21 protein-coding genes and 3 pseudogenes are annotated in these 23,157 nt (G+C 70.5%); 9 read left to right on the top strand and 15 right to left on the bottom strand.

Annotated elements, in window-relative coordinates:
- Window positions 1-40: 40 nt before the first annotated feature.
- The 3 genes from crcB to ACWD4J_RS17405 are packed head-to-tail and all read right to left on the bottom strand — an operon-like array spanning window position 41 to window position 1,247.
- On the bottom strand, window positions 41-403 hold the full coding sequence (gene crcB / locus ACWD4J_RS17395) for a fluoride efflux transporter CrcB (protein WP_451396243.1): 363 nt from the start codon (window positions 401-403) through the stop codon (window positions 41-43).
- Window positions 400-759, bottom strand: coding sequence for a DUF190 domain-containing protein (locus ACWD4J_RS17400; RefSeq protein ID WP_451396244.1), 360 nt, complete (start codon window positions 757-759; stop codon window positions 400-402). Before ACWD4J_RS17400 ends, crcB begins: the two co-directional genes overlap by 4 nt.
- On the bottom strand, window positions 756-1,247 hold the full coding sequence (locus tag ACWD4J_RS17405; protein ID WP_451396245.1) for a fluoride efflux transporter FluC: 492 nt from the start codon (window positions 1,245-1,247) through the stop codon (window positions 756-758). The genes ACWD4J_RS17400 and ACWD4J_RS17405 overlap by 4 nt, the downstream gene beginning before the upstream one ends.
- Window positions 1,248-1,436: 189 nt before the next feature.
- Here ACWD4J_RS17405 and ACWD4J_RS17410 point away from each other — a divergent pair, with 189 nt between their 5' ends.
- Entirely contained in the window at window positions 1,437-1,949 is a 513-nt protein-coding gene (locus tag ACWD4J_RS17410) for a hypothetical protein (protein WP_451396246.1), read from the top strand.
- A 140-nt stretch (window positions 1,950-2,089) separates the two neighbouring features.
- Here the strand turns inward: ACWD4J_RS17410 and ACWD4J_RS17415 are convergent, their stop codons facing one another.
- Complete coding sequence (locus tag ACWD4J_RS17415) at window positions 2,090-2,557, bottom strand: SH3 domain-containing protein (protein ID WP_451396247.1); 468 nt, start codon at window positions 2,555-2,557, stop codon at window positions 2,090-2,092.
- Window positions 2,558-2,763: 206 nt separating this feature from the next.
- Between ACWD4J_RS17415 and ACWD4J_RS17420 the strand changes: the two genes are divergently transcribed.
- The gene (locus tag ACWD4J_RS17420) at window positions 2,764-3,813 is read left to right on the top strand and encodes a hypothetical protein (RefSeq protein ID WP_451396248.1); all 1,050 of its coding nucleotides are present in this window, start codon (window positions 2,764-2,766) and stop codon (window positions 3,811-3,813) included.
- A gap of 280 nt (window positions 3,814-4,093) precedes the next feature.
- Entirely contained in the window at window positions 4,094-5,077 is a 984-nt protein-coding gene (locus ACWD4J_RS17425; RefSeq protein WP_451396366.1) for an endonuclease/exonuclease/phosphatase family protein, read from the top strand.
- A gap of 82 nt (window positions 5,078-5,159) precedes the next feature.
- Here ACWD4J_RS17425 and ACWD4J_RS17430 read toward each other — a convergent pair whose 3' ends face one another.
- Window positions 5,160-7,238: a PhoX family protein gene (locus ACWD4J_RS17430; RefSeq protein WP_451396249.1), complete on the bottom strand. Its 2,079-nt coding sequence runs from the start codon at window positions 7,236-7,238 to the stop codon at window positions 5,160-5,162.
- 389 nt (window positions 7,239-7,627) lie between these two features.
- On the opposite strand from ACWD4J_RS17430, the gene ACWD4J_RS17435 reads away from it, so the two are divergent.
- Window positions 7,628-9,337 carry a VWA domain-containing protein gene (locus ACWD4J_RS17435; protein WP_451396250.1) on the top strand — a complete coding sequence of 570 codons (1,710 nt, stop codon included), beginning with the start codon at window positions 7,628-7,630 and terminating at the stop codon, window positions 9,335-9,337.
- A 130-nt stretch (window positions 9,338-9,467) separates the two neighbouring features.
- Window positions 9,468-11,084, top strand: coding sequence for a methionine--tRNA ligase (metG, locus tag ACWD4J_RS17440; RefSeq protein ID WP_451396251.1), 1,617 nt, complete (start codon window positions 9,468-9,470; stop codon window positions 11,082-11,084).
- 65 nt (window positions 11,085-11,149) lie between these two features.
- Here metG and ACWD4J_RS17445 read toward each other — a convergent pair whose 3' ends face one another.
- The 5 genes and pseudogenes from ACWD4J_RS17445 to ACWD4J_RS17465 form a co-directional block, all read right to left on the bottom strand.
- The gene (locus ACWD4J_RS17445) at window positions 11,150-11,542 is read right to left on the bottom strand and encodes a type II toxin-antitoxin system VapC family toxin (protein WP_451396252.1); all 393 of its coding nucleotides are present in this window, start codon (window positions 11,540-11,542) and stop codon (window positions 11,150-11,152) included.
- On the bottom strand, window positions 11,529-11,765 hold the full coding sequence (locus tag ACWD4J_RS17450; protein WP_451396253.1) for a FitA-like ribbon-helix-helix domain-containing protein: 237 nt from the start codon (window positions 11,763-11,765) through the stop codon (window positions 11,529-11,531). The genes ACWD4J_RS17445 and ACWD4J_RS17450 overlap by 14 nt, the downstream gene beginning before the upstream one ends.
- 87 nt (window positions 11,766-11,852) lie before the next feature.
- Window positions 11,853-12,248, bottom strand: coding sequence for a nitroreductase/quinone reductase family protein (locus ACWD4J_RS17455; RefSeq protein WP_451396367.1), 396 nt, complete (start codon window positions 12,246-12,248; stop codon window positions 11,853-11,855).
- A gap of 98 nt (window positions 12,249-12,346) precedes the next feature.
- Window positions 12,347-12,535, bottom strand: coding sequence for a DUF397 domain-containing protein (locus tag ACWD4J_RS17460; RefSeq protein ID WP_451396254.1), 189 nt, complete (start codon window positions 12,533-12,535; stop codon window positions 12,347-12,349).
- A 3-nt stretch (window positions 12,536-12,538) separates the two neighbouring features.
- Window positions 12,539-12,628 (bottom strand): annotated as a pseudogene (locus ACWD4J_RS17465) (transcriptional regulator); the annotation flags it as partial.
- Window positions 12,629-12,642: 14 nt separating this feature from the next.
- Here ACWD4J_RS17465 and ACWD4J_RS17470 point away from each other — a divergent pair.
- A pseudogene (locus ACWD4J_RS17470) lies at window positions 12,643-12,942 on the top strand (cytochrome P450); the annotation flags it as partial.
- A 33-nt stretch (window positions 12,943-12,975) separates the two neighbouring features.
- Here ACWD4J_RS17470 and ACWD4J_RS17475 read toward each other — a convergent pair.
- Both ACWD4J_RS17475 and ACWD4J_RS17480 read right to left on the bottom strand, forming a co-directional pair.
- Window positions 12,976-13,668, bottom strand: a complete 693-nt coding sequence (locus ACWD4J_RS17475; RefSeq protein ID WP_451396255.1) for a hypothetical protein — start codon at window positions 13,666-13,668, stop codon at window positions 12,976-12,978.
- Window positions 13,669-13,852: 184 nt separating this feature from the next.
- Window positions 13,853-14,575 (bottom strand): transketolase, encoded by a 723-nt coding sequence (locus ACWD4J_RS17480; RefSeq protein ID WP_451396256.1) that lies wholly within the window; start codon window positions 14,573-14,575, stop codon window positions 13,853-13,855.
- Between the two features lie 771 nt (window positions 14,576-15,346).
- On the opposite strand from ACWD4J_RS17480, the pseudogene ACWD4J_RS17485 reads away from it, so the two are divergent.
- Together ACWD4J_RS17485 and ACWD4J_RS17490 are read left to right on the top strand one after the other, a co-directional pair.
- Window positions 15,347-15,511 (top strand): annotated as a pseudogene (locus ACWD4J_RS17485) (FAD-binding protein); the annotation flags it as partial.
- A gap of 271 nt (window positions 15,512-15,782) precedes the next feature.
- Complete coding sequence (locus ACWD4J_RS17490; RefSeq protein WP_451396257.1) at window positions 15,783-16,673, top strand: hypothetical protein; 891 nt, start codon at window positions 15,783-15,785, stop codon at window positions 16,671-16,673.
- 81 nt (window positions 16,674-16,754) lie between these two features.
- Here ACWD4J_RS17490 and ACWD4J_RS17495 read toward each other — a convergent pair whose 3' ends face one another.
- Together ACWD4J_RS17495 and aspS are read right to left on the bottom strand one after the other, a co-directional pair.
- On the bottom strand, window positions 16,755-17,720 hold the full coding sequence (locus ACWD4J_RS17495) for an intradiol ring-cleavage dioxygenase (RefSeq protein ID WP_451396258.1): 966 nt from the start codon (window positions 17,718-17,720) through the stop codon (window positions 16,755-16,757).
- Between the two features lie 131 nt (window positions 17,721-17,851).
- Window positions 17,852-19,621, bottom strand: coding sequence for an aspartate--tRNA ligase (aspS, locus tag ACWD4J_RS17500; protein ID WP_451396259.1), 1,770 nt, complete (start codon window positions 19,619-19,621; stop codon window positions 17,852-17,854).
- A gap of 258 nt (window positions 19,622-19,879) precedes the next feature.
- On the opposite strand from aspS, the gene ACWD4J_RS17505 reads away from it, so the two are divergent.
- Window positions 19,880-22,090 (top strand): SpoIIE family protein phosphatase, encoded by a 2,211-nt coding sequence (locus ACWD4J_RS17505; protein ID WP_451396260.1) that lies wholly within the window; start codon window positions 19,880-19,882, stop codon window positions 22,088-22,090.
- Here ACWD4J_RS17505 and ACWD4J_RS17510 read toward each other — a convergent pair.
- Window positions 22,012-23,127, bottom strand: coding sequence for an AI-2E family transporter (locus tag ACWD4J_RS17510; RefSeq protein ID WP_451396261.1), 1,116 nt, complete (start codon window positions 23,125-23,127; stop codon window positions 22,012-22,014). The genes ACWD4J_RS17505 and ACWD4J_RS17510 overlap by 79 nt on opposite strands.
- Between the last annotated feature and the right edge of the window lie 30 nt (window positions 23,128-23,157).

Raw genomic sequence — 23,157 nt, forward strand, 5'->3', positions numbered from 1 at the left:
GTTCAGGGCGCCGTGCGGCGTGGGTTGTGCCCACCCACGGTCATGACCACATGGCCGTGCCCGCGTACGCCGCGGCCAGGCCCGCCGTGATGCTTCCCACGACGTTGGCCGCGGCCAGGAGGCCGGTGCCTGTTTCGGCCAGGCGCAGGGTTTCGTACGAGAACGTCGAGTATGTCGTCAGCGCGCCGCACAGGCCCGTGCCGAGCAGGAGTTGGAGGTGTGACGACGCGGCGCCGGCCGCGACCGCGCCGGTCAGCAGGCCGAGGATCAGGGAACCGGCGATGTTGACCGTGAAGGTGCCCCAGGGGAAGACGGTGCCGTGCCGGGACTGGACGGCGCGGTCGGTGAGGTAGCGCAGGGGGGCGCCCACGGCGGCGCCGATGAGGACGAGCAGCCAGTTCACGCGTTCGGCTCCCGCCCGGTGTATGTGACGACCTCGCAGTCGTCGAGCATGACCAGCCCCTCGGCGACGAGCTCGTCGAGCTCGGGCAGGAACGCGCGTACCCGCTCCTCGGTGTCGACGATGACGACCGCGACGGGCAGGTCCTCGCTGAGCGACAGCAGCCGCTGGGTGTGGACGAGCGAGGACGCGCCGAACCCCTCGATGCCCTTGAACACGCTTGCGCCCGCGAGTCCCGCCCGGTGCGCGCGGTGCACGATCTCGGTGTACAGCGGCCTGTGGTGGTGCTGGTCGCTCTCACCGACGAAGACGGTCAGGCGCAGTGCGCGTCCCGTGAGCCGCCGACTGGACTTCGTCATCGTCTCCTCCTGAAGGCTGCCAGGGCCGCCGGCGCACGGCGGGTGGCCGCGGATCCGGCCCAGACCGCGGCCAGCGCGACCACCGGGGTCAGTGCGAGATACCCGAGGGCGGTGCCTGCCTCGCGCAGATCGGTCAGGCGCGCGATGTCCACGGTGTACGTGGAGAAGGTGGTGAAGCCGCCGAGGACACCGGTGCCGAGGAAGGGCCGCACCAGGCGGTGCGTCTGCCTGCCCTCCGTGATCACCACCATGAGTACCCCCATGAGCGCGCAGCCCACGGCGTTCACCGCGAAGATCGTCCACGGGAACGCACCGGGTGCGGTCGGCCAGAGCAGCGTGGCGCCGTAGCGGGCGGCGGCGCCCGCCGCGCCGCCCAGCGCGACGACGGCGACCACCGGGCCCTGCCCGCGCAGCAGCACCGGTACTCGCGTGCCCCCCGCGCCGCCACCCGCCGTGCTCTCGGCCGCCCCGGCCCGACGCGCTTCCATGAGAAGTCAGGCTACGGCGCGCCTCGAACCGCGCTCGAACCCGCCTCGAAAATCCGTCGCGGACCGCGCCTCGAAAATCTGTCGCCGGTCCCGCGAATCCGCTGTGCGTACGACTTGCCACCGGCCGCTCCCAGGTGTGCCCTGGAAGTCGGGGCGAAGACGGAGGCCAGGAGAGAGAGGAGCCTCGTCATGGCTCACGTGGCACGCGCATCCGGCAGCACCGGCACCTCGGGCATACAACGACTTTTCGACAAGCTGCCTCCCGGCATACGGCCGGCCAGCACCGCGGCATGGGCGGTACCCGTCGTACTCGGTCTCGTGTACGGCGTCTGGGCCTCCGGCATCCAGCGCGACGCCGGCCCCTTCACCGTGGGCAACGTGTTCTTCGGCATCCTGACCGGAGTCCTCGTCGCGGCGATCACGTATGCCCTGCACCTCGCCGGGCCCCGGATGCGGCGCGATACACGTGCGCTCGCCTGGACGGTCTTCGCGGGCATCGCGATCGGCTATCTGTTCAGTCTGACCGGGGCCAGCGTGCTGTGGTCCACGATCCTCGCGCTGTGCGTGGCGGCCGGTGTCTTCGCGGCGGCCTTCTACCACTACTACTCGACCGAGGGTGAGACGGACATCCACCAGATGAGGCGGACGCCCGCAGGGCCCGCACAGCCCCCCGCGGCAGGCGACCGAACCCACCCGGCCTGAGACCCAAGCGGGGATCGCGCAGACGCGCCAGACCCGCCAGACCCGCCAGACCCGCCAGACCCGCGACGACGGTCCGGCCGGATTCCGCTCCGGCCGGACCGTCGTCGTTCAGCACCGCTTCAGCGAGGTGTTCCGGCGCCCTATACGCGTCCGGACCTCAGCGTCGTGTCGGGCGTCCGCACCGTCAGCAGCGGCCTGCGCAGCAACGGCTGGTCCGTTCCGCCGTACGACAGCGGGTCCGTGCACCTCATGTACGGGCACGGATCCGTGCAGTCGGGCACGGACCGGCCGTGGGTGTCCATGTACACGGCGTTCGCCCAGCCGTGGGCGCCTTCGAGCCAGTACCAGTACGAGTTCCCGGCGACGGCCGGGCCCGTCGTGCGGCACTCGACGCGGTCATGGGTGCCCGGGGCCAGTACCGCCGCGACATCCGCCGCGTTGCCCGGGTCCTTGCGGACGTTCAGGTTGAAGGGGGACACCACGGTGCCCTGGATGTCCTGCTCCACTGCCGGGTCGTCCGCGGACGCGGGAGCCGTGGCGGTGAAGGTGAGGGCGCCGCCCGCGAACAGTGCGGCGGCAAGGGTTCGGACAGCCCTGGAACTGCGCATGATCGCCTCCTTTGCCCCTCGTCCAGGAAACACCCGTTCAGGTGAACGCTCCACCCGAGCTATCACGCTGCGTGACCGTAACCGCGTCCCGTCCCACCTGCCGGATCCTCCGGATGGGCGTCTTCGCGCGGCCGGATGCAGTCGCACCGGTCGTGGAGCGGGCGGCCGGGGTGGGTCATGGAAGGGTGCGGAGAGTCCTTTCAGCGGTGCTGATCATCCTTGCGTCCGCCCTTGTCGTACCGGGCACGCTGTCCGCCTGGGCGAAATACGAGATCGGGGACGCGGACGCGTATGTCGCCGCGCTGGCACCGCTCGCCAACGACGCCGACGTGCACACCGCCGTCGCCGACGCGGTCGCCGCCGCGGTGGCGAGGCAGACCGACACGGGCGAGTTCGGCTCCCCCGACGCCGTCGAGACCTTCGTGCACGAGGCGGTGCAGTCCTTCGCCGGCACCAGCGCGTTCAGAACCGCGTGGAACGCGGCGAACCGGGCCGCCCACGGCCCGGCGATGCAGGCGCTGGGCTACGGCGGCCGCGGCACCGGCGACGACGACAGCCGCACGGGCACCCGCGGCAGCGGCGTCGGCGTGACGATCGACCTCGCGCCCATCACCGAACAGGTCAAACGCCAGCTGATGGCCGACCACGTGCCCTACGCCGACCGCATCCCGGTGCGGCACACCGAGGTCACCGTGCTCGATTCGACGTCGACAGGGGCCCTGCCCCAGCTGCGTAAGGGGTTCCGGATGCTTCAGATCACCGGCTTCTGGCTGCCCGCCGCGGTGCTGGTGCTCGCGGTGACAGGGATCGGCCTGGCCGCCCGCAGGCGCCGCGCGGTCATGGCGACGGCGCTCGGCATGGCGCTGGGCGCGGCGCTCCTGCACGCCGGCATCGCCGTGGGCCGACGCCTCACCCTGGACGATCTGCCGCCGGACGTGTCCCGCGCGGCCGCGGGTGCGGTGTACGACGCGCTGACCGGATCGCTGCGCACGGTGGCCTGGATCATCCTCGCGGGGGGTGTGGCGGTGACGCTGGTGGGCTGGGTGGGCGGGCGGTTCGGGGGGATCGAGCCCGTCCGGCGGCTTCGCGAGCTGCGGATGATCCGGTCGCCCCTGCTCAACCGGTTCGTGCGAGCCCGGCGGGTGTCCGCGGAACCGGCGCAGCCGGAGCCTGTCGGAGACCAGACGCAGGTCGGGGACCAGACGCAGGTCGGGGACCAGACGCAGGTCGGGGACGAGACACAGGTCGGGGCCTGAGGGGGCGGCACCGCGGTATCCGGAGCGGCGGCACCGACGTGTCCGCAGCGGCGCAACCGTGCTCCCCACAGACCCGTCTATGAGGGAGGATTCGGGCATCGCACGGGAACCTCTACGGATCGCACCGGAACCCCTACGGATCGCGCGAGAACCTCTACGGAAGGCGGGCCTTGGACGCCTGGGAGAGCACGACGGCCACGGGGGTGCCCCGGTGCCCTTGACGCAGTGGGCGAGAGCCGGGGACGAGCCGGGTGCCGGAGCGGACGAAGCCGACGAACCGCTGTCCGAACGGAGCGGCGGCCGCGGCGGGCGGCGACTCGGCGCGTGGCTGTCCGGGCTGCTGCTGCTCGGCGTGAGCGTGGTCGTCGGGTGCCGGGCCGCCGGCATCGACGGCATGACGCCCGTGCCGCAACTGCTGGCCTTCCTGCCCTGGCTGCTCGCCCCCACCGGCGCCGCACTGCTGTTCGCGGCGCTCGGGCGCTGGCGCACCGGACTGGTGTGGGGCGTCGTCGTGCTCGGCGCGCTCGCCTGGTTCATCGAGCCGTACGGCAAGGCCACGCAGGCCCGCGGCACACCCGTCGCGGAGCTGCGCGTCATGGCGTCGAACGTCGAGTTCGGCCGGGCGACGCCGTCGCTGATCGCGGCGGTGAAGCGCGAACGCCCGGACGTCCTCTTCGTCGAGGAGTGCGAGGTCCACTGCGCGGCCGCTCTCACCGAGGAGTTCGGCGACGGCCCCTACCCGTACCGCCAGGCCGTCGACGGATACGGGTCCGACGGGTCGGTCATCCTCAGCCGGTACCCGCTCCGGTCCGCCGAGGGCGTCACCGGCACCATGGGCATGCCCGGCGCGGTCGCCGACGTGAAGGGCCACCCGGTACGGCTGCAGCTCGCGCACCCGATGCCGCCGCTGCCCCGCCAGGTGGACCTGTGGCGCCGCGAACTCGGCGCCCTGCGCGACTTCGCCGCCCGCTCCAGCGGCCAGGCGACCATCCTGGCCGGCGACTTCAACGCCTCCCAGGACCACGCCGCCTTCCGCCGCATCCTCGACACCGGCCTCCACGACAGCGCCCGTCTCGCCGGCGCCGCCCGCACCCCGACCTGGCCCGCCCGGACGTCACCGCGCTTCGGCGCGCAGATCGACCACGTGCTCGTATCGCAGGACTTCTCCGCGCGCTCCGTACGGTTCCTGGACCTCGCCGACACCGATCACCGGGCCGTGCTGGCGGATCTCACGCTGCACGACCGGGAGGGAACGCAGGACTGACGGCGCCCCCGTCTGCAGGACTGCGGGCGGAACGCGGAAGGGGCGTCCCCGGCCGGGGACGCCCCATGGGACTGCTCGGTCGTCAGACGCCGATGTCGCAGCCGTCCTCGCGCCAGACCGACACCACCGACGGGCGGACGATCTTGCCCGGGCCGTCGGGCCAGACACTCGCGGGCTTCTCGACGGAGGCGCCGTCGATCTCGCCCGGGTGCTGGACCGCGACCAGGACCCGGCGGTCCTGGACGATCGGGCCGCAGGTCTCCGCGCCCGTCGGCATCGTCAGGAACTGCTTGAGCTCACCGCGCCGCTCGCCGCGCGTCGCGACGCCGAACAGGCCGTCGTGCGAGCCGAGCGCGTTGCCGTCGGTGGAGATCCACAGGTTGCCGTACGGGTCGAAGGCCACGTTGTCCGGGCACGAGATCGGCGACACCTGGTCCTTCGGGAAGCCCGCGAAGTACGTAGCCGGGTCGTTCGGGTCGCCCGCGACGAGGAACAGCGACCAGCCGAACGCCGTCGACTCGGCGCGGCCCTCGGACTCGGTGAGCTCCAGGATCTGACCGTGCTTGTTGAGGTTGCGCGGGTTGGCCTCGTCGGCCGGGGCCTTGCCGGTCTTGCCGCGGTCGGAGTTGTTCGTGAGCACGACGTACACCTTGCCGCTGTACGCGGACGGCTCGATGTCCTCCGGGCGGTCCATCTTGGTGGCGCCCACCTTGTCGGCGGCGAACCGCGTGAAGACGTACACCTCCTCGGCGGTCATACCCTCGACGTGCGAGACGGCACCGTCAGGACCGGCCGTGGCCAGCGGAATCCACACACCGCTGCCGTCGAACTCGCCGTCGGACGGCAGCTTGCCCGTGCCGTCGATCTCGGCCGCCGGGGAGTCGCCGGTGAGCTTGGCGACGTACAGCGTGCCCTCGTCGAGCAGGGTCAGGTTGTGCTCGTGCGCGGCGCGCGAGCCGCCCTTCTTCATCCGCTTGCTGGAGACGAACTTGTAGAAGTAGTCGAACCGCTCGTCGTCGCCCATGTAGACGACCGGGCGGCCGTCGTCGGTCAGGCGCGGCTGCGCGGCCTCGTGCTTGAAGCGGCCAAGCGCGGTGCGCTTGCGCGGGGTCGACTCCGGGTCGTACGGGTCGAGTTCGACGACCCAGCCGAAGCGGTTGACCTCGTTCGGCTCCTTGGCGAGGTCGAAACGGTCATCGAACCGCTCCCACTTGCGCTCGGACGCGGAACTCGTGACGCCGTACCGCTTGAGGCGGGCCGCCGTCGTCGGGTCGGTCACCTTGTCGGCGTTGCCGAAGTACTGGTTGAAGTTCTCCTCGCCGTGCAGCGTCGTGCCCCACGGGGTCGTGCCGCCCGAGCAGTTGTTGAGCGTGCCGAGGACGGTGGTGCCCTTGGGGTCGGCCGTCGTACGGACGAGGGCGCTGCCGGCCACCGGCCCGGCGAGACGGAACTCGCTGGTGGCGGTGAGGCGGCGGTTGAGGCGGTGGCGCGTGACGGCCGTCAGCTCGCCGTTGCCGCGCTCCTCCTGCACGACCACGACGGACAGGCCGTGCGCGGCCCACGCCACCTCGACCTGCTCGCGGGTCGGGTTGGCGGCGTCGTAACCCTTGAACATCAGGATCTCGTCCGTGTACTCGTGGTTGGCGACGAGTACCTGACGGCCGGACTCGCCGCGCAGCGGGAGCAGGCTGAGGAAGTCGTTGTTGTAGCCGAACTGGGCCGCCTGGGCCGCGGCGGTCTGCTTGTCCGGGTCGAAGGCGGGGGCACCGCGCAGGATGGGCTCGCCCCAGCGGATCACGACATTCTGCCCGTAGCCGTCCGGGACGGTGACGGCGTCGGTGGTGTTGGGCGCGACCGGCGTGAAGCGCAGGCCCCGGGCCCCCCTCGCGGTCGTGCCGTTCGTGCCTGCGGTTGTCGCCGCCGCGGCCTGCGGGGCACCCGCGCCGACGACCGCTCCCCCGGCGGCCGCGGCGACGGTGACGACGGCGGCGGCCCGCATCATGGACCTCCGGCTGAGCGCACCGGCTATCACGTCGCCGACGTACTCGTTCCCGCTGGTGTTGGGCACCTCGTGAAAACAGGCGTCACCACAGCGGAAGCGGCAGGTCATCGCGGAACGCCCACCCGCGTGCGAAGCGATGATCGGCAGCAGTTTGCGCACTTTCCCCTCCGTATGTGCACATGAACATGCGCCGGCGCTCCCTGCGCCGACGTAGGCCGGAGCCCCCCGGGGCCGGCGTTGCTGCAAGCGGCGGACGTCCGCCGACGCTACGCGCGCCCATCTGGCTGATTCCGGCTGGTTCGCGCGAGACGTTAGGGGCGGAGGCCAGCAGGGTGACGGATTCCGAATGAACACGGGGTGAACCCACGGCACACGCACGGGAGTTGAGGAATTGCAGGTTGCCCGCCGTCCGCCTCCCGGAAGCCGCCGGTCCGGGGGGCGGTGCGCGGAAGCCGCCCCTCCCCAAGATCGTCGAATACGGCGGCTACCCTTACGTGTCTTTCCTGGCCAGGAATTACGGGTACCAACTCATGCGAAGGGTTGCGCACATGGGCATTCTGAGTCTCCTGCGGAACGCGTTCGGACGGTCGCGCAAGGGGCGTGACGGGGACGCCGTCGGGGAGCAGGGGCCCTCGTCGGCGGCCGCCTCGGCCTCCTCGACGTCTCCGTCGGCCGCCGAGTCCTCCACCGCGACGGAGGTGAAGGTCCCCGCACCGGCGACGGAGCCCGAGCCGTCGGTCGTGGACGAGTTGGTGTCGCAGGCGTTCGACCATGTGACGGTGCCGGGGGCGCGGAGCGCTTCCTCGGCGACGTCCGGCTCTGGGGCGGCCGGATCGCCCGCGGCCGCATCGCCGGCCGCCGAGCCCGAGACCGCCGCGGAGCCCGAGGCCCCGGCTGCCGAGCGGGCGCCGGAGCCCGAGCCTGTCGTTGCCGAGTCGGACCCGGAGGCCGAGCCGGTTGCAGTGGCTGTGACTCCGGAGCCGGAGCCGGAGCCGGAGGCCGAGCCGGTGGCTGTTGCTGCTGAGCCGGAGCCGGAGCCGGAGGCCGAGCCGGTGGCTGTTGCTGCTGAGCCGGAGCCGGAGCCGGAGGTCGTATCGGCGGCTGTGGCTTCTGAGCCGGTGGCCGAGCCGGTTGCAGAGACTGTGACTGCCGAGCCGGAGCCGAAGGCCGAGGTTTCGGCCCCCGAGGCCGAGCCTGTGGCTGCCGAGCCGGCGGCCGTGGCCGCGACTCCGGAGCCCGAGGCCGCGACTGCCGAGCCCGAGGCTGAGCCGGTGGCCGCTGCTCCCACCGTTGCCGAGGCGCCCACTCCGGAACCGGAGCCCGTGGCCGCCGAGCCCGAGCAGCCCGTTGTCGCCCAGCCGGGGGCCGTGACCGGGGCTCCCGAGGCGGAGCCCGTGGTCGAGGTTCCGGCCCCCGCGGAGGCCGTGGCCGACGAGCCCGAGGCCGTTGCCGAGGCGCCCGAGGTCGCCCCCCAGGCGGTGCCCGCCACCCCGGCCCCCGAGCCGGAGGCTCCGGCCGAGCCGAAGGCCGCGGCCGACACGGAGACCACCACCGACGCGGCCGAGGTCGCCCCCGAAGCCGCTCCCGCAACCCCCGCCGCCAAGCCCGCCCTCTCCCTCGCCCGCCTCAAGGCGCAGGCCCCCGGGCTCGTACCCGCGTACAAGGCCGCGGGTGCCGAGCTCAAGCAGCGGGGCCTGGCCGGCAGCCGGGCCCGCGTGTACCTCGTCCTTGACCGGTCGGGATCCATGCGCGGGTACTACAAGGACGGCTCGGCGCAGAGCCTCGGCGAGCAGGTGCTGGCCCTGGCCGCGCACCTGGACGCGGACGCCACCGTGCACGTCGTCTTCTTCTCGACGGAGATCGACGGAACGGGCGAGCTCACGCCGGCCGCGTACGAGGGCCGCGTCGACGAGCTGCACGAATCCCTCGCGCGGATGGGCCGCACCAGCTACCACCGCGCCGTGGAAGAGGTGATCGCGGACTACGAGAAGGCGGGCGCCGAGGGCCCGGCCCTGGTGATCTTCCAGACGGACGGCGCTCCCGACGCCAAGGGAGTGGCCACCCAGGCGCTCACGGACGCGGCGAAGCACCCGGTCTTCTTCCAGTTCGTCGCCTTCGGTGAGCACGACAACAAGGCGTTCGACTACCTGCGCAAGCTGAAGGCCGACAACGCCGCGTTCTTCCACGCGGGCCCCACGCCCCGCGAGCTCACGGACGAGGAGCTGTACGAGGGCCTGCTGGCGTCCTGGCGCCCGTAGCCCGGCGAAGGTTCGCAGAACGCTCGTGGACACCCGACGGGGCCCGGCTTTACCCCGGGCCCCGTCCCCGTAATCCCACCGCCCGTAATGGGTGTGAGTAGATCTTCACGGGACCAGTAGGATTTCGACCATGGCGGCCACTGGATCAGAGAAGCAGGGGGAGAAGGCGTTCTACGTCTCGACTCCCATCTACTACGTCAACGACGCTCCTCACCTGGGCCACGCCTACACGACCGTCGCAGGCGACGTGCTCTCCCGCTGGCACCGTCAGCGCGGCGAGAAGGTGTGGTACCTCACCGGCACGGACGAGCACGGTCAGAAGATCATGCGCACCGCGGACGCGAACGGCGTCAGCCCGCAGGAGTGGTGCGACAAGCTCGTCGAGGAGGCTTGGAAGCCCCTCTGGGAGCACCTGGACATCGCGAACGACGACTTCATCCGCACGACGGAGAAGCGCCACACCGATCGCGTCCAGGAATTCGTCCAGGATCTCTACGACAAGGGCGAGATCTACAAGGGCGGGTACGAAGGCCCGTACTGCGTGGGCTGCGAGGAGTACAAGCTCCCCGGCGAGCTGCTCGACGGCGAGGGCGACTTCGCAGGTCAGAAGCTCTGCCCGGTCCACAAGAAGCCGGTGGAGATCCTCAAGGAGGAGAACTACTTCTTCAAGCTGAGCGAGTACGGCGACAAGCTGCTCGCCCACTACGAGGCCAACCCGGACTTCATCCAGCCGGAGTCCGCACGCAACGAGGTCCTGAACTTCGTGCGTCAGGGCCTGCAGGACCTGTCCATCTCCCGGTCCACCTTCGACTGGGGCATCCCGATCCCCTGGGACGAGAAGCACGTCATCTACGTGTGGGTCGACGCCCTGCTGAACTACGCCTCGGCGGTCGGCTACAACGAGAACCCGGCGAAGTTCGAGTCGACCTTCCCGGCGAACGTGCACATGGTGGGCAAGGACATCCTCCGCTTCCACGCGGTCATCTGGCCCGCGATGCTGATGGCGCAGGGCCTGCCGCTGCCGGGCAAGGTCGCGGCCAACGGCTGGCTGATGGTCGGCGGCGAGAAGATGTCGAAGTCGAACCTGACCGGCATCAAGCCGCAGGACCTGACCTCGCACTTCGGCGTGGACGCGTACCGCTGGTACTTCCTGCGTGCGATCGCCTTCGGTCAGGACGGCTCGTTCTCCTGGGAGGACTTCTCCGCCCGCTACACGAGCGAGCTGGCCAACGACTACGGCAACCTGGCGTCGCGCGTGGCCGCGATGGTCGGCAAGTACTTCGGCGGTGAGCTGCCGGCCTCGACGGCCGACGGCGAGGCCGAGCAGGCCGTCCACGAGGGTCTGGCCAAGGCCGTCGCCGAGGCGGACCGCAAGATCGGCGAGGAGCTGGACTTCCAGGGCGGCATCCTGGCGGTCTTCGACTTCGTGAAGCAGGTCAACGGCTACATCACGGAGCAGGAGCCGTGGAAGGTCGCCAAGGACCAGTCCGAGGAGGGCCAGGCCCGCCTCGCGACGATCCTCTACACGGCTGCGGAGTCCCTCCGCGCGGTGGCGGTGCTCCTCAACCCGATCATGCCGGACACCTCCCAGAAGCTCTGGGACTCCCTCGGCGCGGAGGCATCCCTCGGCGCGCTCGCCGACCAGCGGGTCCAGGACGCGGGCACGTGGGGCCGCCTCCCGGCGGGCACGACGGTGACGAAGGGCGCGGTGCTGTTCCCGCGCCTGGAGGAGAAGCCGACGGCGTAGCGCGTACGCATGTCGAAGGGCCCGGAACCTCAGCAGGTTCCGGGCCCTTGTCGCGTGAGCTTCGCTCAGCTGATGACTTCGACGACACAGCGCGTCTTGGGCACGCCCTTCAGCTTGCTGTCGGCCGTCACCAGAGGGACGTCGAGCGCTTCGGCCAGCGCGATGTACGAAGCGTCATAAGGCGTGCAGTTGTCGCGTAGTTCCCAGGCGCGTACTAGCAACGCCGTGAGCGGCGCGCGCCGTATCGGCATACGAGCGACAGCCCGTACCGCCCTGTCCGCCTCCGCCTCCGTGATCTTCCTGCCGCGCAACAGGCCCCTGATCGCGCTGATCGCTTCGAGCCCGATGACATCCGGAGCCGCGAGAGTCTCCACCCGCAACCGGTCGGCACACGCCTTGCCCCCCGGACCGGCATCCGTCAGAGCCGCGACCAGGAAGGAGCTATCAATGACGATCAAGATCGCGGTCCTCCCGAACGAGGGCGACGATCGTGTCGAGGGGTACTTCGCTGGTCAGCTCGGAACGGACCTCGGCCAGCACCTCGTCGACGGTCGGCTCAGCGGCGTCTGCTTCCAGCCGGACACGCAGGTACTCCTGGAGAGAGCGGCCCGATTCGGCCGCGCGCCGACGCAGTATCGCGTACGCGTCGTCGTTCAGATTCCTGATCTGCACGGTAGCCATGCATTCAAATTAGCGCTACTTTCGCGCTACTGCAATGCGCGGGTGAGGCGAGGGCGCGCCGTGCGCTCGCGCTCACGGTCAGGCAGCTCAGTCGGCGAGGTCGACCCGCACCGTCAGCAGGTTCGTCCCGACCGCCCGGACCGCGGCGCTGTTCATCCGCGGCAGGCTCTTGAGCCGCGCCCGCGCGTCGTCCTCGGGGACCAGGTGCGCGGTGCCCGCGTGCCACTTGCCCCTGATCCGGACCCGGACCCTCGGGTCGGCCTGGATGTTCCGCACATACTGCGACTTCTCGCCGTACTCCGACACGAGCCAGAACTCAACGCCGATACGACGCCCGCCGAGCGGTGTCCGCCGGGGCAGACCGGACTTCCGCCCCGTGGTCTCCAGGACCGTCTGGAACGGCAGCCGCCTGGTCAGCGGGTTGGCGATGTGCCTCTGGACCCATGTGACGGCACGGAACTTGCTCTCGTCGAAGCGCGACACCGGTGGCTCTCCCGTTCGTCCGAAGTCCTGTGGTTCGGTCTCTTCCACGCCAGTGTCCGCGATGCTGCGGACCGCCCGCCGACTGGGCTAATCGTCCGTCATCGGCACGTGCCGATACCGAAGCGGATCTGGCGCAGCAGGGCGGCCAGTCCGCCACGGGTGACGGGGAGTATTCGAGTGGGGTCGTCGCTCTCGCGGAGCAGCAACCCGTCCTCTCCGAGGGCGAGTTCCACGCACGACGCCCCGTCCGAGCCGCTGGAGAAGGACGACTTCTGCCAGTGGGTCACGTCTCACAACTCCTTCGAGAGGCGATGGATAAAGTCCCGCGACTGAGCGGGCTCGAGCGATGCCGACTCCACCTTACGGAAAAGTGTTCGCACTGCTCGGCGGGACCGTCGTCCCCAAGGGCGCCTCGCTGTGGCTGGTCCTCGCGTCCGGCAACCGGGATCCGCAGCGCTTCCCCGACGCCGACCGGTTCATCCCCACCCGGCACGACAACCAGCACCTGGGCTTCGGCAGCGGCACCCACAACTGTTTCGGCGCCCCTCTCGCCCGGCTCGAGGCACAACTCGCCCAGACCGAGCTCGCTCGCCGGCTCGACAAGCCCCGTCTGCTGCAGGACCCGCCCGAGTACCGCCAGAACGCGGTCCTCAGGGGGCCACGGCATCTGAAGGTCGCCTTCGACGGAATCAAGCAGCCGTTACGGACTCACGTCGCCGTGAGGGACTCAAGTAGCCGTTGCGGTGCGGGAGGTGCGGCGGGGGGTGCGGCGCGTGGACGACCAGAGCACGTAACCGCTCAGGGCCAGCACCCAGGCGGGGAAGACGAGTTCCGACCAGGGGATGTTGCTGACGAGGAACATCATGACCAGCCCGGCGGCGGCCCCCAGCCAGTTGAGCCAGCGCGGGAAGGCTCGGAGATGGCTCCCGATCACCGTGGTGCACACGGTGAACACCGCCGCCATCCGCATCGCGTAGTCCGCCAGCAGGCTGAGGCTCAGGTAACGCCCCAGCTCCCACGACTGCTGCCCGTCCGCCGGAGGGGAGATCCCGCCCCCTCCGGTGAGGCCGTCGACGCCGACGCCGAATGCGAACAGCATGGCCGCGAACAGCAACCCGCTGCCCAGGAAGAGCGTGTCGAAGAACCTGTCCTCCCCGCCGTGCGCGACGTAGTCCCGTACCGCGCCCATGAACCACAGGAAGAAGACCCCGGCGAAGGGCACCAGGCCGAGTGCGGTTTTCAGCGCGTCACGGTGGCCGGAATCGGCGAGCCAGGCGGCCGCGGTGTCCGGATCCTCGGGGATCGCGATACGGATCAGCACCAGAGCGGCGGCCAGCATCAGCGCGAACAGGACACCTGCGATGCCCGCTGCGCGCGGCGTCCGCAGCGCTTTCGCCGGATCCGTGCTCGCGCTCTGCATAGGCTCTCCTCCGGGGCGGCGACGGGGACGGCCCGCCGCGCGACCACAGCGCGGCCGACAGAGCGCGGCCACCGCGAGTGCGCCGCCGGGTCCCATCGTGCCGACCGGCGACGGGATCGGCGGACCGGGCACACTCGCTCCCGGGACGATCACCCCCATGGCCGAGCGCGCGGCCGACCGGCCGTCACCGCATGAAGTCCCGCACGGCCGCCGCGATGCTCTCTTCGTCCAGGCCGTCTCCTGGGTCGTCCCTGTCCCGGCCGTCGATGTTCAGGCCGTCCCCGTCCGGGCCGCCGCCGACCGGCCCGTCATCCCTGCTGGTGCCGAGCGCGAGCAAGCGGTGCGGCACGTGAATCAACGTTTCTGCAACGTGGTGGGCGGAGGTGCCGCGCGCGCAGGGCTCGACCAGGATCACGTCCGGGTGGTCGGCGGCCAGGACCGCCGCACGCATGCCGACCGAGTCGAAGGGGCGGATGGTGGCCGTATAGAGAACGGCCAGGTCGAGGCCGGCCGTGGCGCGCAGGACCGGATCGAGGAGAGGGCCGACCGCGACCACCACGCCGGAGCGGCCCTCACGGACCGTCTCGAAGCCGTTGCCGCCGCCGACGTCGCGCGGCTCCGCGTTGGACTGCGGTGACACATGGATGTAGGCGCGGTCGCCGCGGGCGACGGAGTCCATGACGACGCGGCGCACCTCCTCCGGGTGCCCGGGGACGTGAACGGTCCAGCCGGGCCGGGAGCCGAACAGCGTCAGGACGCTCGAATCTCCGTAGCCGAAGAGAACGGTGCCCTCGCCGGTGTCCTCCGTGTCCTGGCCCGTACGGGCGGCGGCCACGGCAGACGCGGCGGCGGCGTCCATCAGATCCGGGACCGTTCCGGTTAAGGCGAGCAGCATGTCGGAGTGCACGGGGCATCCTCCTCGGAAGTGGGGGGGTTGGGAGTGAAGGTTCGGCGGGGTTCCATTCGACGCGTCAAGAATGCGTTAAGGAATGGGCACGTAAGAATGGCGTTTTCGATTCCGGCGCGGCGCCTTCGGCACCCGCTCACCCAATCTGCCCCGTAGCCATGACCCCGGCCAGGCTCCCCTCGCACCAAGAGTTGAAACTTTTACGAAGCGAAAGAATGGTTGACGGATCTTTACCCTGTCAAGGCATTCCGGAGGTGTTTCCCGTATGCCGGTCACGAGTACGTTGTGGTCGTTTCGTCAACGGCACCCACCAGCGGTACTCGCTGCTTGCCACGTGGGCCCCGGAGCCCGGTGGCGGCTGACCGCGCACCTGCTCCCGGCCCCCGCCCGCTGCGAGTACGTCGCCGCGCTGACGCGCCGTGCGTTTCGAAGCGTTCTCGAATACTGCGCCAAGTATTCACTCGACGTGGCGACCGTCCACAAGCAGGAACTCCCGGAGTGCTTCCTGGCCGGCATGGCGTCGCTCATCGCCGAGCGCCGTGCCGAGCGCAGAATTCTCCGGCACCAAGTCTGCTCTGAAATTTTCGAATGGCATATTCAAGCCGATTCGACTTCGAAGTCCTGGAGCGCGTGGCGCGAACAGGGCCGTCGCGCTCCTCCCCTGGTTCCGCGGAAATCTGAACACGGACGGCAAGGAATTGGCCCGGGCACGCGAATGATTTCGGCCATATCATCGCCGCCTGCCCGTTGGGCGTCCTCAACCCTCGTTCCGTGGCCGACATCCGGGACGCCGTCGTCTTCGCCGGGCCGCGCAGGCGGCCGGTGGCCGCCTGCTGTGGCGGATACTCCGGCTACGGGCAGGGGCAGGTGCCCGGCGGACTCGTCATCGGCATGGGCACGCCCAACCGGGTGCGGTCCGCACCGGGCGAGCGGACGCTGGTGGCCGAAGCAGGCGTCTTGTGGACCGACGTCGTACGGGCCGCCCCTCGCCGAGGGCCTCGCACCACCCGACAGTGCACGAGTCCGGCGCCCTGTCGTAGAGCCCGGGCGCGCGGAGTCGCGGCGGACGCCCTCGGGGATGCGACGGCGGCATGCTGGTACCGGGCCGGCAACTCACCGGTCGGCCTGAACCTTTCTTCCCTTCCCGAAAGAGTGACCGCGTTCCGTCCCCCGGAGAGCAGACCCTTGATCCACCTAGCGTGGACACATGGTCACATCAGCTCACGAGGGCCTGCACCGCATCTTCCAGGAGCGGCCGGAGATCCTTGCCCCGGTCTTCGCGGTGCTGGGTATCGCGTTACCCGAGAAGGCGACCGTGCACGCGATCACCGTCGACGTGACAGAAACCCGGCCGATGGAGCGCCGCATCGACACCCTGCTGCGCGTCGGCCCGTCCGACGGGGAGGACTTCCTGCTCGCAGTCGAAGCCCAGGAGCGGCGAGACGCGAAGAAGGCGTCGAGTTGGGCGTACTACGTCGCGTACCTCCAGGCGAGGTACGACCTGCCGGTACTGCTGCTCGTGGTCTGCCGCGACCGGGCCACGGCCAAGTGGGCGACGGGCCCCTTCGACTGCGGAACCCGCGGCTGGACCGCCCAACGGACGTACCCCCTCGTCGTAGGGCCGGACAACCTGCCGGTGATCACCGACGAGCGAACCGCGGCAGAGAAGCCCGCGATGGCCGCGTTCTCTGCCCTCGCGCACACCCACAGTCCTGACATCGACGCCATACTGGACGCACTGGGCCGAGCTCTTCAGGGCATGAACTGGGAGGCCTCCAGCTACGTCTATCAGTTCCTGGACGTCACCCTGGGGAAGACCCCCGCCGGAGACAAATGGAGGGAAATCTTGAGTTTCGTCAACTACTTCCCCGGCCGTGGCACGGTTCTCGAGAAGGCCTTCCTCGAAGGCGAGGCGAAGGGTGAGGCGAAGGGCATCCTTCGCGTCCTGGAGGTCCGCGGCCTTTCCATCTCCGACGAAGTCCGCGAGCGCATCACCACCTGCACCGATCTCGACCACCTGAGCGACTGGCTGGACCGGGCCGGCACGGTCACACACGCAGAAGACCTGTTCACCGAAGCACCAGGCAGCGGTGGGTAGACGCAGGCAACGCAGGGCGGGGCGCCCGGGCCGTCAGGTCCCGGGCGCCCCGCCTTCGTGCGTCAGAGGTGCGACGTCACGTCATGAGGCCGAAGCCGAAGCCCCCGGCTGGACCGAGTCGTCCGTGCCGTCGTGCGTCGCGTCCGCGTCGACGCCCATCGTGATGGAGGCGACGACGCCGCTCGCGATGTCGTTCTTCTTGTACTTCAGCTTGAGCAGGCCGCCCGTGGTGCCGCTCTGGTCGTAGATGGTGTCCTCGGTGAGCGTGGTGCGCTCGGTCGTGCTGGTGGAGTACGGCGCGACCTCGGCGGAGGCGAGGACGGCCTCCTCTTCGAAGAAGAACTGGCCGGTGTGGCAGGTGTGGCCACCCTCGTAGCCGGCGTCGGTCCACTCGCCGTCCACGTGGACCTTGGTGTGGATGTGGACGCAGCGGCCCCGGTACCAGCCGGGGAAGATCGTCGTGAACTCGACCTTGCCGGCGTTGTCCGTCTTCCACGTGCCGCGCAGGTAGCGCTTGTCGTCGGTGGGCTCCTCGTGGATACCGCCACCCGTGCCGCCGCCGGGGGCGCCGGACGGCGGCTCACCCGTGGGCATGTCGGACGGGGTGCCCGAGGGGGCGTCGGTCGGGGCGCCGCTCGGCGGGGTGCCGCCGCCACCGCCGCCGGTGGAGAGGCTCTCGTAGCCGGAGTAGATGCCGAGCGCGTCGCAGTGCCAGATGTCGACGGCCGCGTTCTTCAGCGGCTTGCAGGTCTCGGAGTCGACCACCTTGAGGCGGAGGGTCAGCGGGATGCCCTCCTTGTCCTCGGTGATGTCCGTGCGGAGCTTGTCCGCGTCGATGTAGTACGGACCCTCAGTGGTCTCCGAGGTCAGCTTGTAGCACGCCTCCGCGCTCTCCGTGCTGTCCGTGCTGTCCGTGGTCTCGTCCGCGAAGGCGTTGAAGGCGAGTCCGCCGCCGACACCGACCGCCGCCACAGCGGCTCCACCTGCAATGACGACCTTACGGCGCGTCATGTCCCTTTTGTGCGCTGGTCCCTGGGGTTCAGTCATGGCGGGGACGCTAGGGCTCAGCCCTGTCAGGGACATGGGAACAACCTGTGGACGCACACAGGAATCTCAGAAATGCGCAGAGGGCGCCGCGCAGCCAGCCTCCACCGCGCGGCGCCCCCAGCAGCTACCGCCTACTTCTTCTCGCCCGCCGGCTTGCGCAGCGAGATGTTCAGCTCCCGCAGGCGCGCCTCGTCCAGCTCCGTCGGGGCGCCCATCATCAGGTCCTGTGCGTTGCCGTTCAGCGGGAACGCGATCGTCTCACGGATGTTCGGCTCGTCCGCGAGGAGCATGACCATGCGGTCGACGCCCGGGGCGATGCCGCCGTGCGGCGGGGCGCCGAAGCGGAACGCGCGCAGCATGCCGGCGAACTCGCGCTCGACCGTCTCCTCGTCGTAGCCCGCGATACCGAAGGCCTTCAGCATGATGTCCGGCTCGTGGTTACGGATGGCGCCGGAGGACAGCTCGACGCCGTTGCACACGATGTCGTACTGCCAGGCCAGGATGTCCAGCGGGTCCTGGTTCTCCAGGGCCTCCATGCCGCCCTGCGGCATGGAGAACGGGTTGTGCGAGAAGTCGATCTTGCCGGTGTCCTCGTCCTTCTCGAACATCGGGAAGTCGACGATCCAGCAGAAGCGGAAGACGCCCTCCTCGAAGTGGCCCGCGCGCTTGGCGGCCTCGACGCGGACCGCGCCCATGATCTTCGAGACCTCGTCGAACTCGCCCGCGCCGAAGAACACGGCGTGGCCGGCCTCCAGGCCGAGGCGCTCGGTGAGGACCTTGACGTTCTCCTCGGTGAGGAACTTGGCGATCGGGCCGGTCAGCGAGCCGTCCTCGGCGACGCGCACCCAGGCCAGGCCCTTGGCGCCCTGCTCGACCGCGTAGTCACCGAGCTGGTCGAAGAACTTGCGGGGCTGCGACGCCGTGTCCGGCACCGGCAGGGCGCGCACGTGCTTGCCCGCGAACGCCTTGAACTCCGAGCCCTCGAAGACGTCGGTGATGTCGACGAGCTCCAGCTGGGCGCGCAGGTCCGGCTTGTCCGAGCCGTACTTGAGCATCGCCTCGCGGAACGGGATCCGCGGGAACGGCGAGGTGACGTGCCGGCCGCCGCCGAACTCCTCGAAGATCTCCGTCATCAGCCGCTCGATCGGCTGGAAGATGTCCTCCTGCTCGACGAAGGACATCTCCACATCGAGCTGGTAGAACTCGCCGGGCGAGCGGTCGGCGCGGGCGTCCTCGTCGCGGAAGCAGGGCGCGATCTGGAAGTAGCGGTCGAAGCCCGAGATCATCAGCAGCTGCTTGAACTGCTGCGGCGCCTGCGGCAGGGCGTAGAACTTGCCCGGGTTCAGACGGGACGGGACGACGAAGTCGCGGGCGCCCTCGGGGGACGTCGCCGTGAGGATCGGCGTCGCCATCTCGTTGAAGCCCATCGCGGCCATCTTGTGACGGATGGCGGAGATGACGGCGGTGCGCAGCATGATGTTGCGGTGCATGCGCTCGCGGCGCAGGTCCAGGAAGCGGTACTCCAGGCGCCGCTCCTCACCCACACCGTCGTCCGCGTTGATCGTGAAGGGGATCTGCTGGGCCCCGCCCAGGATCTCGATCTCGGCGGCCTCGATCTCGATCTCGCCGGTCGGCAGGTCCGTGTTCACGTTCTCGGCGCCACGCGAGACGACCTTGCCGTCGACGCGGACCACCGTCTCCTTGTGCAGCTTGTCCAGGACCTCGGCGGCCGCGGTGCCGGGACGGGCGACGAGCTGCGTGATGCCGTAGTGGTCGCGCAGATCGATGAAGAGGATGCCGCCCAGGTCTCGGCGATTGTGCAGCCAGCCGCTCAGCCGGACGTCGGTGCCGACGTCAGAGGCGCGGAGCTCGCCGCAGGTGTGGGACCTGTACCGATGCATCGTCGTTCATCCAGTCTTCGCGTCAGTGATCTGTACGATCCGTGCGATGGTCTTTGCGTTCGGGTGGACCGGCCCATCTGGATGGACCAGCCTTCCCAGGGTACCGGCCACGCCACCCTCGCCTTCCGATTAATACGGACGACGGCGGCTTCCCTCGAATGCCGAACCTCTCACGCCGAACCTCTCACGCCGAACACAGTCGGTAGTCGTGTATACGGTCGGTGGCGGTGCGTGGCCGGTCCTTCTTAGAGTGGGGCAATGCGTACCGAAGATCCCCTTCCGTCGGTGGGGGACGTCCTGGCCGCCCTCGAGACCGGCCTGTGGCGCTGGGACAACACGGCCGGCGAGGTCACCCTCGACGCCGAGGCCGCCCGGCTCCTCGGGCTGCCCGCCGAACAGGTCACCCTGACCGAGGCGGCCGTGCGGTCCCGCTTCCACCCCGCCGACTGGAACGAGATCTCCGGCATCATCCAGCTCGCCGCCGCCGAGGGGACCCTCGCCGAGGCCCGGCTGCGGATCATGGACGACCGGGGCCGGGTGATCCGTACGGTGCGCAGCCGCTCCAAGCCCGTCATACAGGGGCGCCCGGGCGCGTACGAGCTGATCGGCAGCATCCAGGAGGTCAGTGAGCCGGCGCCGGGTGCCGCCGCGCGCACCCCCGTGACCGGCGACTGGCGCCGCTCGCGCGAGGCGTTCCTGCTGGACGCGGGGCGGGCGCTGGCCGAGGCGCGGTCGACGGAGGAGGTGCTGCGGGTCGCTGCGGGCCTGTCGATGCCGGGTTTCTCGCCGGACGGGCTCGCCGTCTTCGGCTCGGAGGGCGACCGGCTCACGATCATCGGCCACCACGGGCACCAGCCCGGCGACGAGGGTCCCTTCTCCGCGATGTCGCTGGACACCGACTATCCGGCCGCCGAGGTGGTGCGCACCGGCCGCGCCGTCTACCTCTCCTCACCGGAGGAGTACCGGCGCCGCTATCCGGTGTCCTGGCCGCTCGCCGAGCGCTTCGCCCGCCAGTCGTGGGCCTTCCTCCCGCTGATCGTGGCGGGCCGCACGATCGGCGCCTGGCTGGCGGCCTTCGCGTATCCGGTCTCGTTCACGCCGGACGAGCGCTCGGTGCTGACGACCGTGGCCCGGATGCTGGCGCAGGCCCTGTCGCGGGCCGGGACCGCCGAGTCGGAGCGCGAGCTGACGGATGGGCTGCAGCGCTCGATGATGCCGACGCTGGGCCCGGAGATCCCGGGGATGAACGTGGCCGCGCGGTACGTCCCGACGGGCGGCGGCCTCCAGGTCGGCGGCGACTGGTACGACATGATCCCGCTGCCGTCCGGCCGGATCGCGCTGGTCATCGGCGATGTGCAGGGGCATGACGTACGGGCCGCCGGGCTGATGGGGCAGCTGCGGATCGCCCTGCGCGCCTACGCCTCCGAGGGCCACCGCCCGGACGCGGTCCTCTCTCGCGCCAGCCGCTTCCTGTACGGCATCACGGACGCCCTCACCTACGGCTCCACCGCCGGCCCCGCCCCGGCCGACGACCCCGACCCGCGGTTCGCGACCTGCCTGTACGTGGAGGCGGACCCCAGGACCGGCGTCCTGGAGATCGCGCGGGCCGGCCACCCCGACCCGGTGATACGCATGGGCGACGGCACCGTGCTGATACGGCCCACCGCGGGCGGCCCGCCGCTCGGCGTCGACCCGGACGTGGACTATCCGACGACGCAGCTCGCCCTCGAACCGGGCGAGACCATGCTGATCTGCACGGACGGACTGATCGAGACCGGCGGCCACGACCTGGAGACCGGCTGGGCGCGGATCCGCTCCGTCCTCGAGGAGCACCGGCCCGCGCCCCCCGAGGGGCTCGAGAGCACCAAGGGCCTCGAGGAGCTCGCCGACGTACTGGTGCAGGCCGTGCACGGCCCGTCGTCGCACCACATGACCGGACCGCTGGCGGACCGCCGCGAGGACGACATCGCGGTGCTGCTGCTGCACAGGAGCAGCGAGCCGGGGCGGGTCGTCACCTCACGGCGCACCGTGCTGACGATCGCGCAGGCGGAACCGGAGCGGGTCGCGGGAGCCCGTCAGCAGCTGCGCGAGATGCTGCACGACTGGGCGGACGCCGACCAGACCGACTCCGCCGTCCTGCTGGTGTCCGAGCTGCTCACGAACGTCCTCGTCCACACCGACAGCCACGCGCTGCTGGTCGCCGAGGTGATCGGCGAGGAGGGCGCGCGGCGCCTGCGTATCGAGGTGACGGACGCCAGCGACGACCTCCCCCACCGGCGCAGCCCCGGCGAACTGGCGTCTTCGGGCCGCGGTCTGCTGCTGATGGAGGTCCTCGCGGGCAGCTGGGGCGTCGATCCGCGGGGCGAGGGCAAGAGCATCTGGTTCGAGTTCTACGAGTCGGCCGCGCCGGACGGCGGGGGCCCGGACGGCGGCGGGGTCTCGGTGGACGGCGGCCGGCCCGTGGCGTAACGCGCGCGCAGTGCGCCGAGGATGCCGAACACGGCGGCGGTCAGCGGGACGGCCAGCAGCATGCCGAGGATGCCCGCGACGGAAGCACCCGAGGTGATCGCCAGCAGCACGGCCGCCGGGTGCATCTGCACGGTCCGGCTCTGGACGATCGGCTGCAGCACATGCCCTTCGAGCACCTGCACGGCGAGGACGACGCCGAGCGCCCACAGCGCGATCACGAAGCCGCGGTCCGCGAGCGCCACGAGGATCGCGACCGCCCCGGAGATGAACGCCCCGAGATACGGGATGTAGGCGCCGACGAAGACGAGCGCACCGAGCCCCACGGCCCCCGGCACGCGCAGGACCAGCAGTCCGATGGTGATGAGCGTGGCGTCGATGAGCGCGATGAACGTGGTCCCGCGCATGAAGCCCTCGACCGCCCGGAAGCCGAGGCGCGCCATCGACTCGATGGTTTCGCCCGCACGGCCCGGCGCCACGGACCGCAGCGCCGACGACATACGGTCGGAGTCGCGCAGAAAGAAGAAGACGAGCAGCAGCGCGAGCACGGCAGAGGCCATGGCCTGGGCCACCACGCTGATTCCGCTGACCACTCCGGTCGCCGCGGTCCCGCCGAACTTGGCGAGCAGGTCCTTTGCGTTGGCCGCGATGTCCGCGATCGAGGTCCCCGCCGCACCGAAGTGCCTGGTCAGATCGGCAGCGGCCTTGCGTACGGATGCGATGATCTCGTCACCCGTCTCGATCAGCGAGCGGACCACGATGTACGTCGCCCCGCCGACGACGGCGAGGACCGCGGCGCAGGTGATCCCGGCCGCGAGCGAGCGGTTCACCCGCACCTGCACCAGACGCCGGTACAGCGGCCTCAGCAGCGCGGTCCCGAGCACGGCCAGCAGCACCGGGACGACGGCCGTCCGGAACACGGCGCACAGCCAGATCCCGACAGCGGCCACAGCCACGACGAGCAGCACGACGACGCACCACGCGGCTGTGCGGCGCGCGGCCTCGGGCAGAAAAGCGTGCGGCGGTACGGGGTTCTGCACACCGTCCACCCGACCACGAGCCGGGACGGG

Source organism: Streptomyces sp. NPDC002577 (assembly GCF_053594815.1).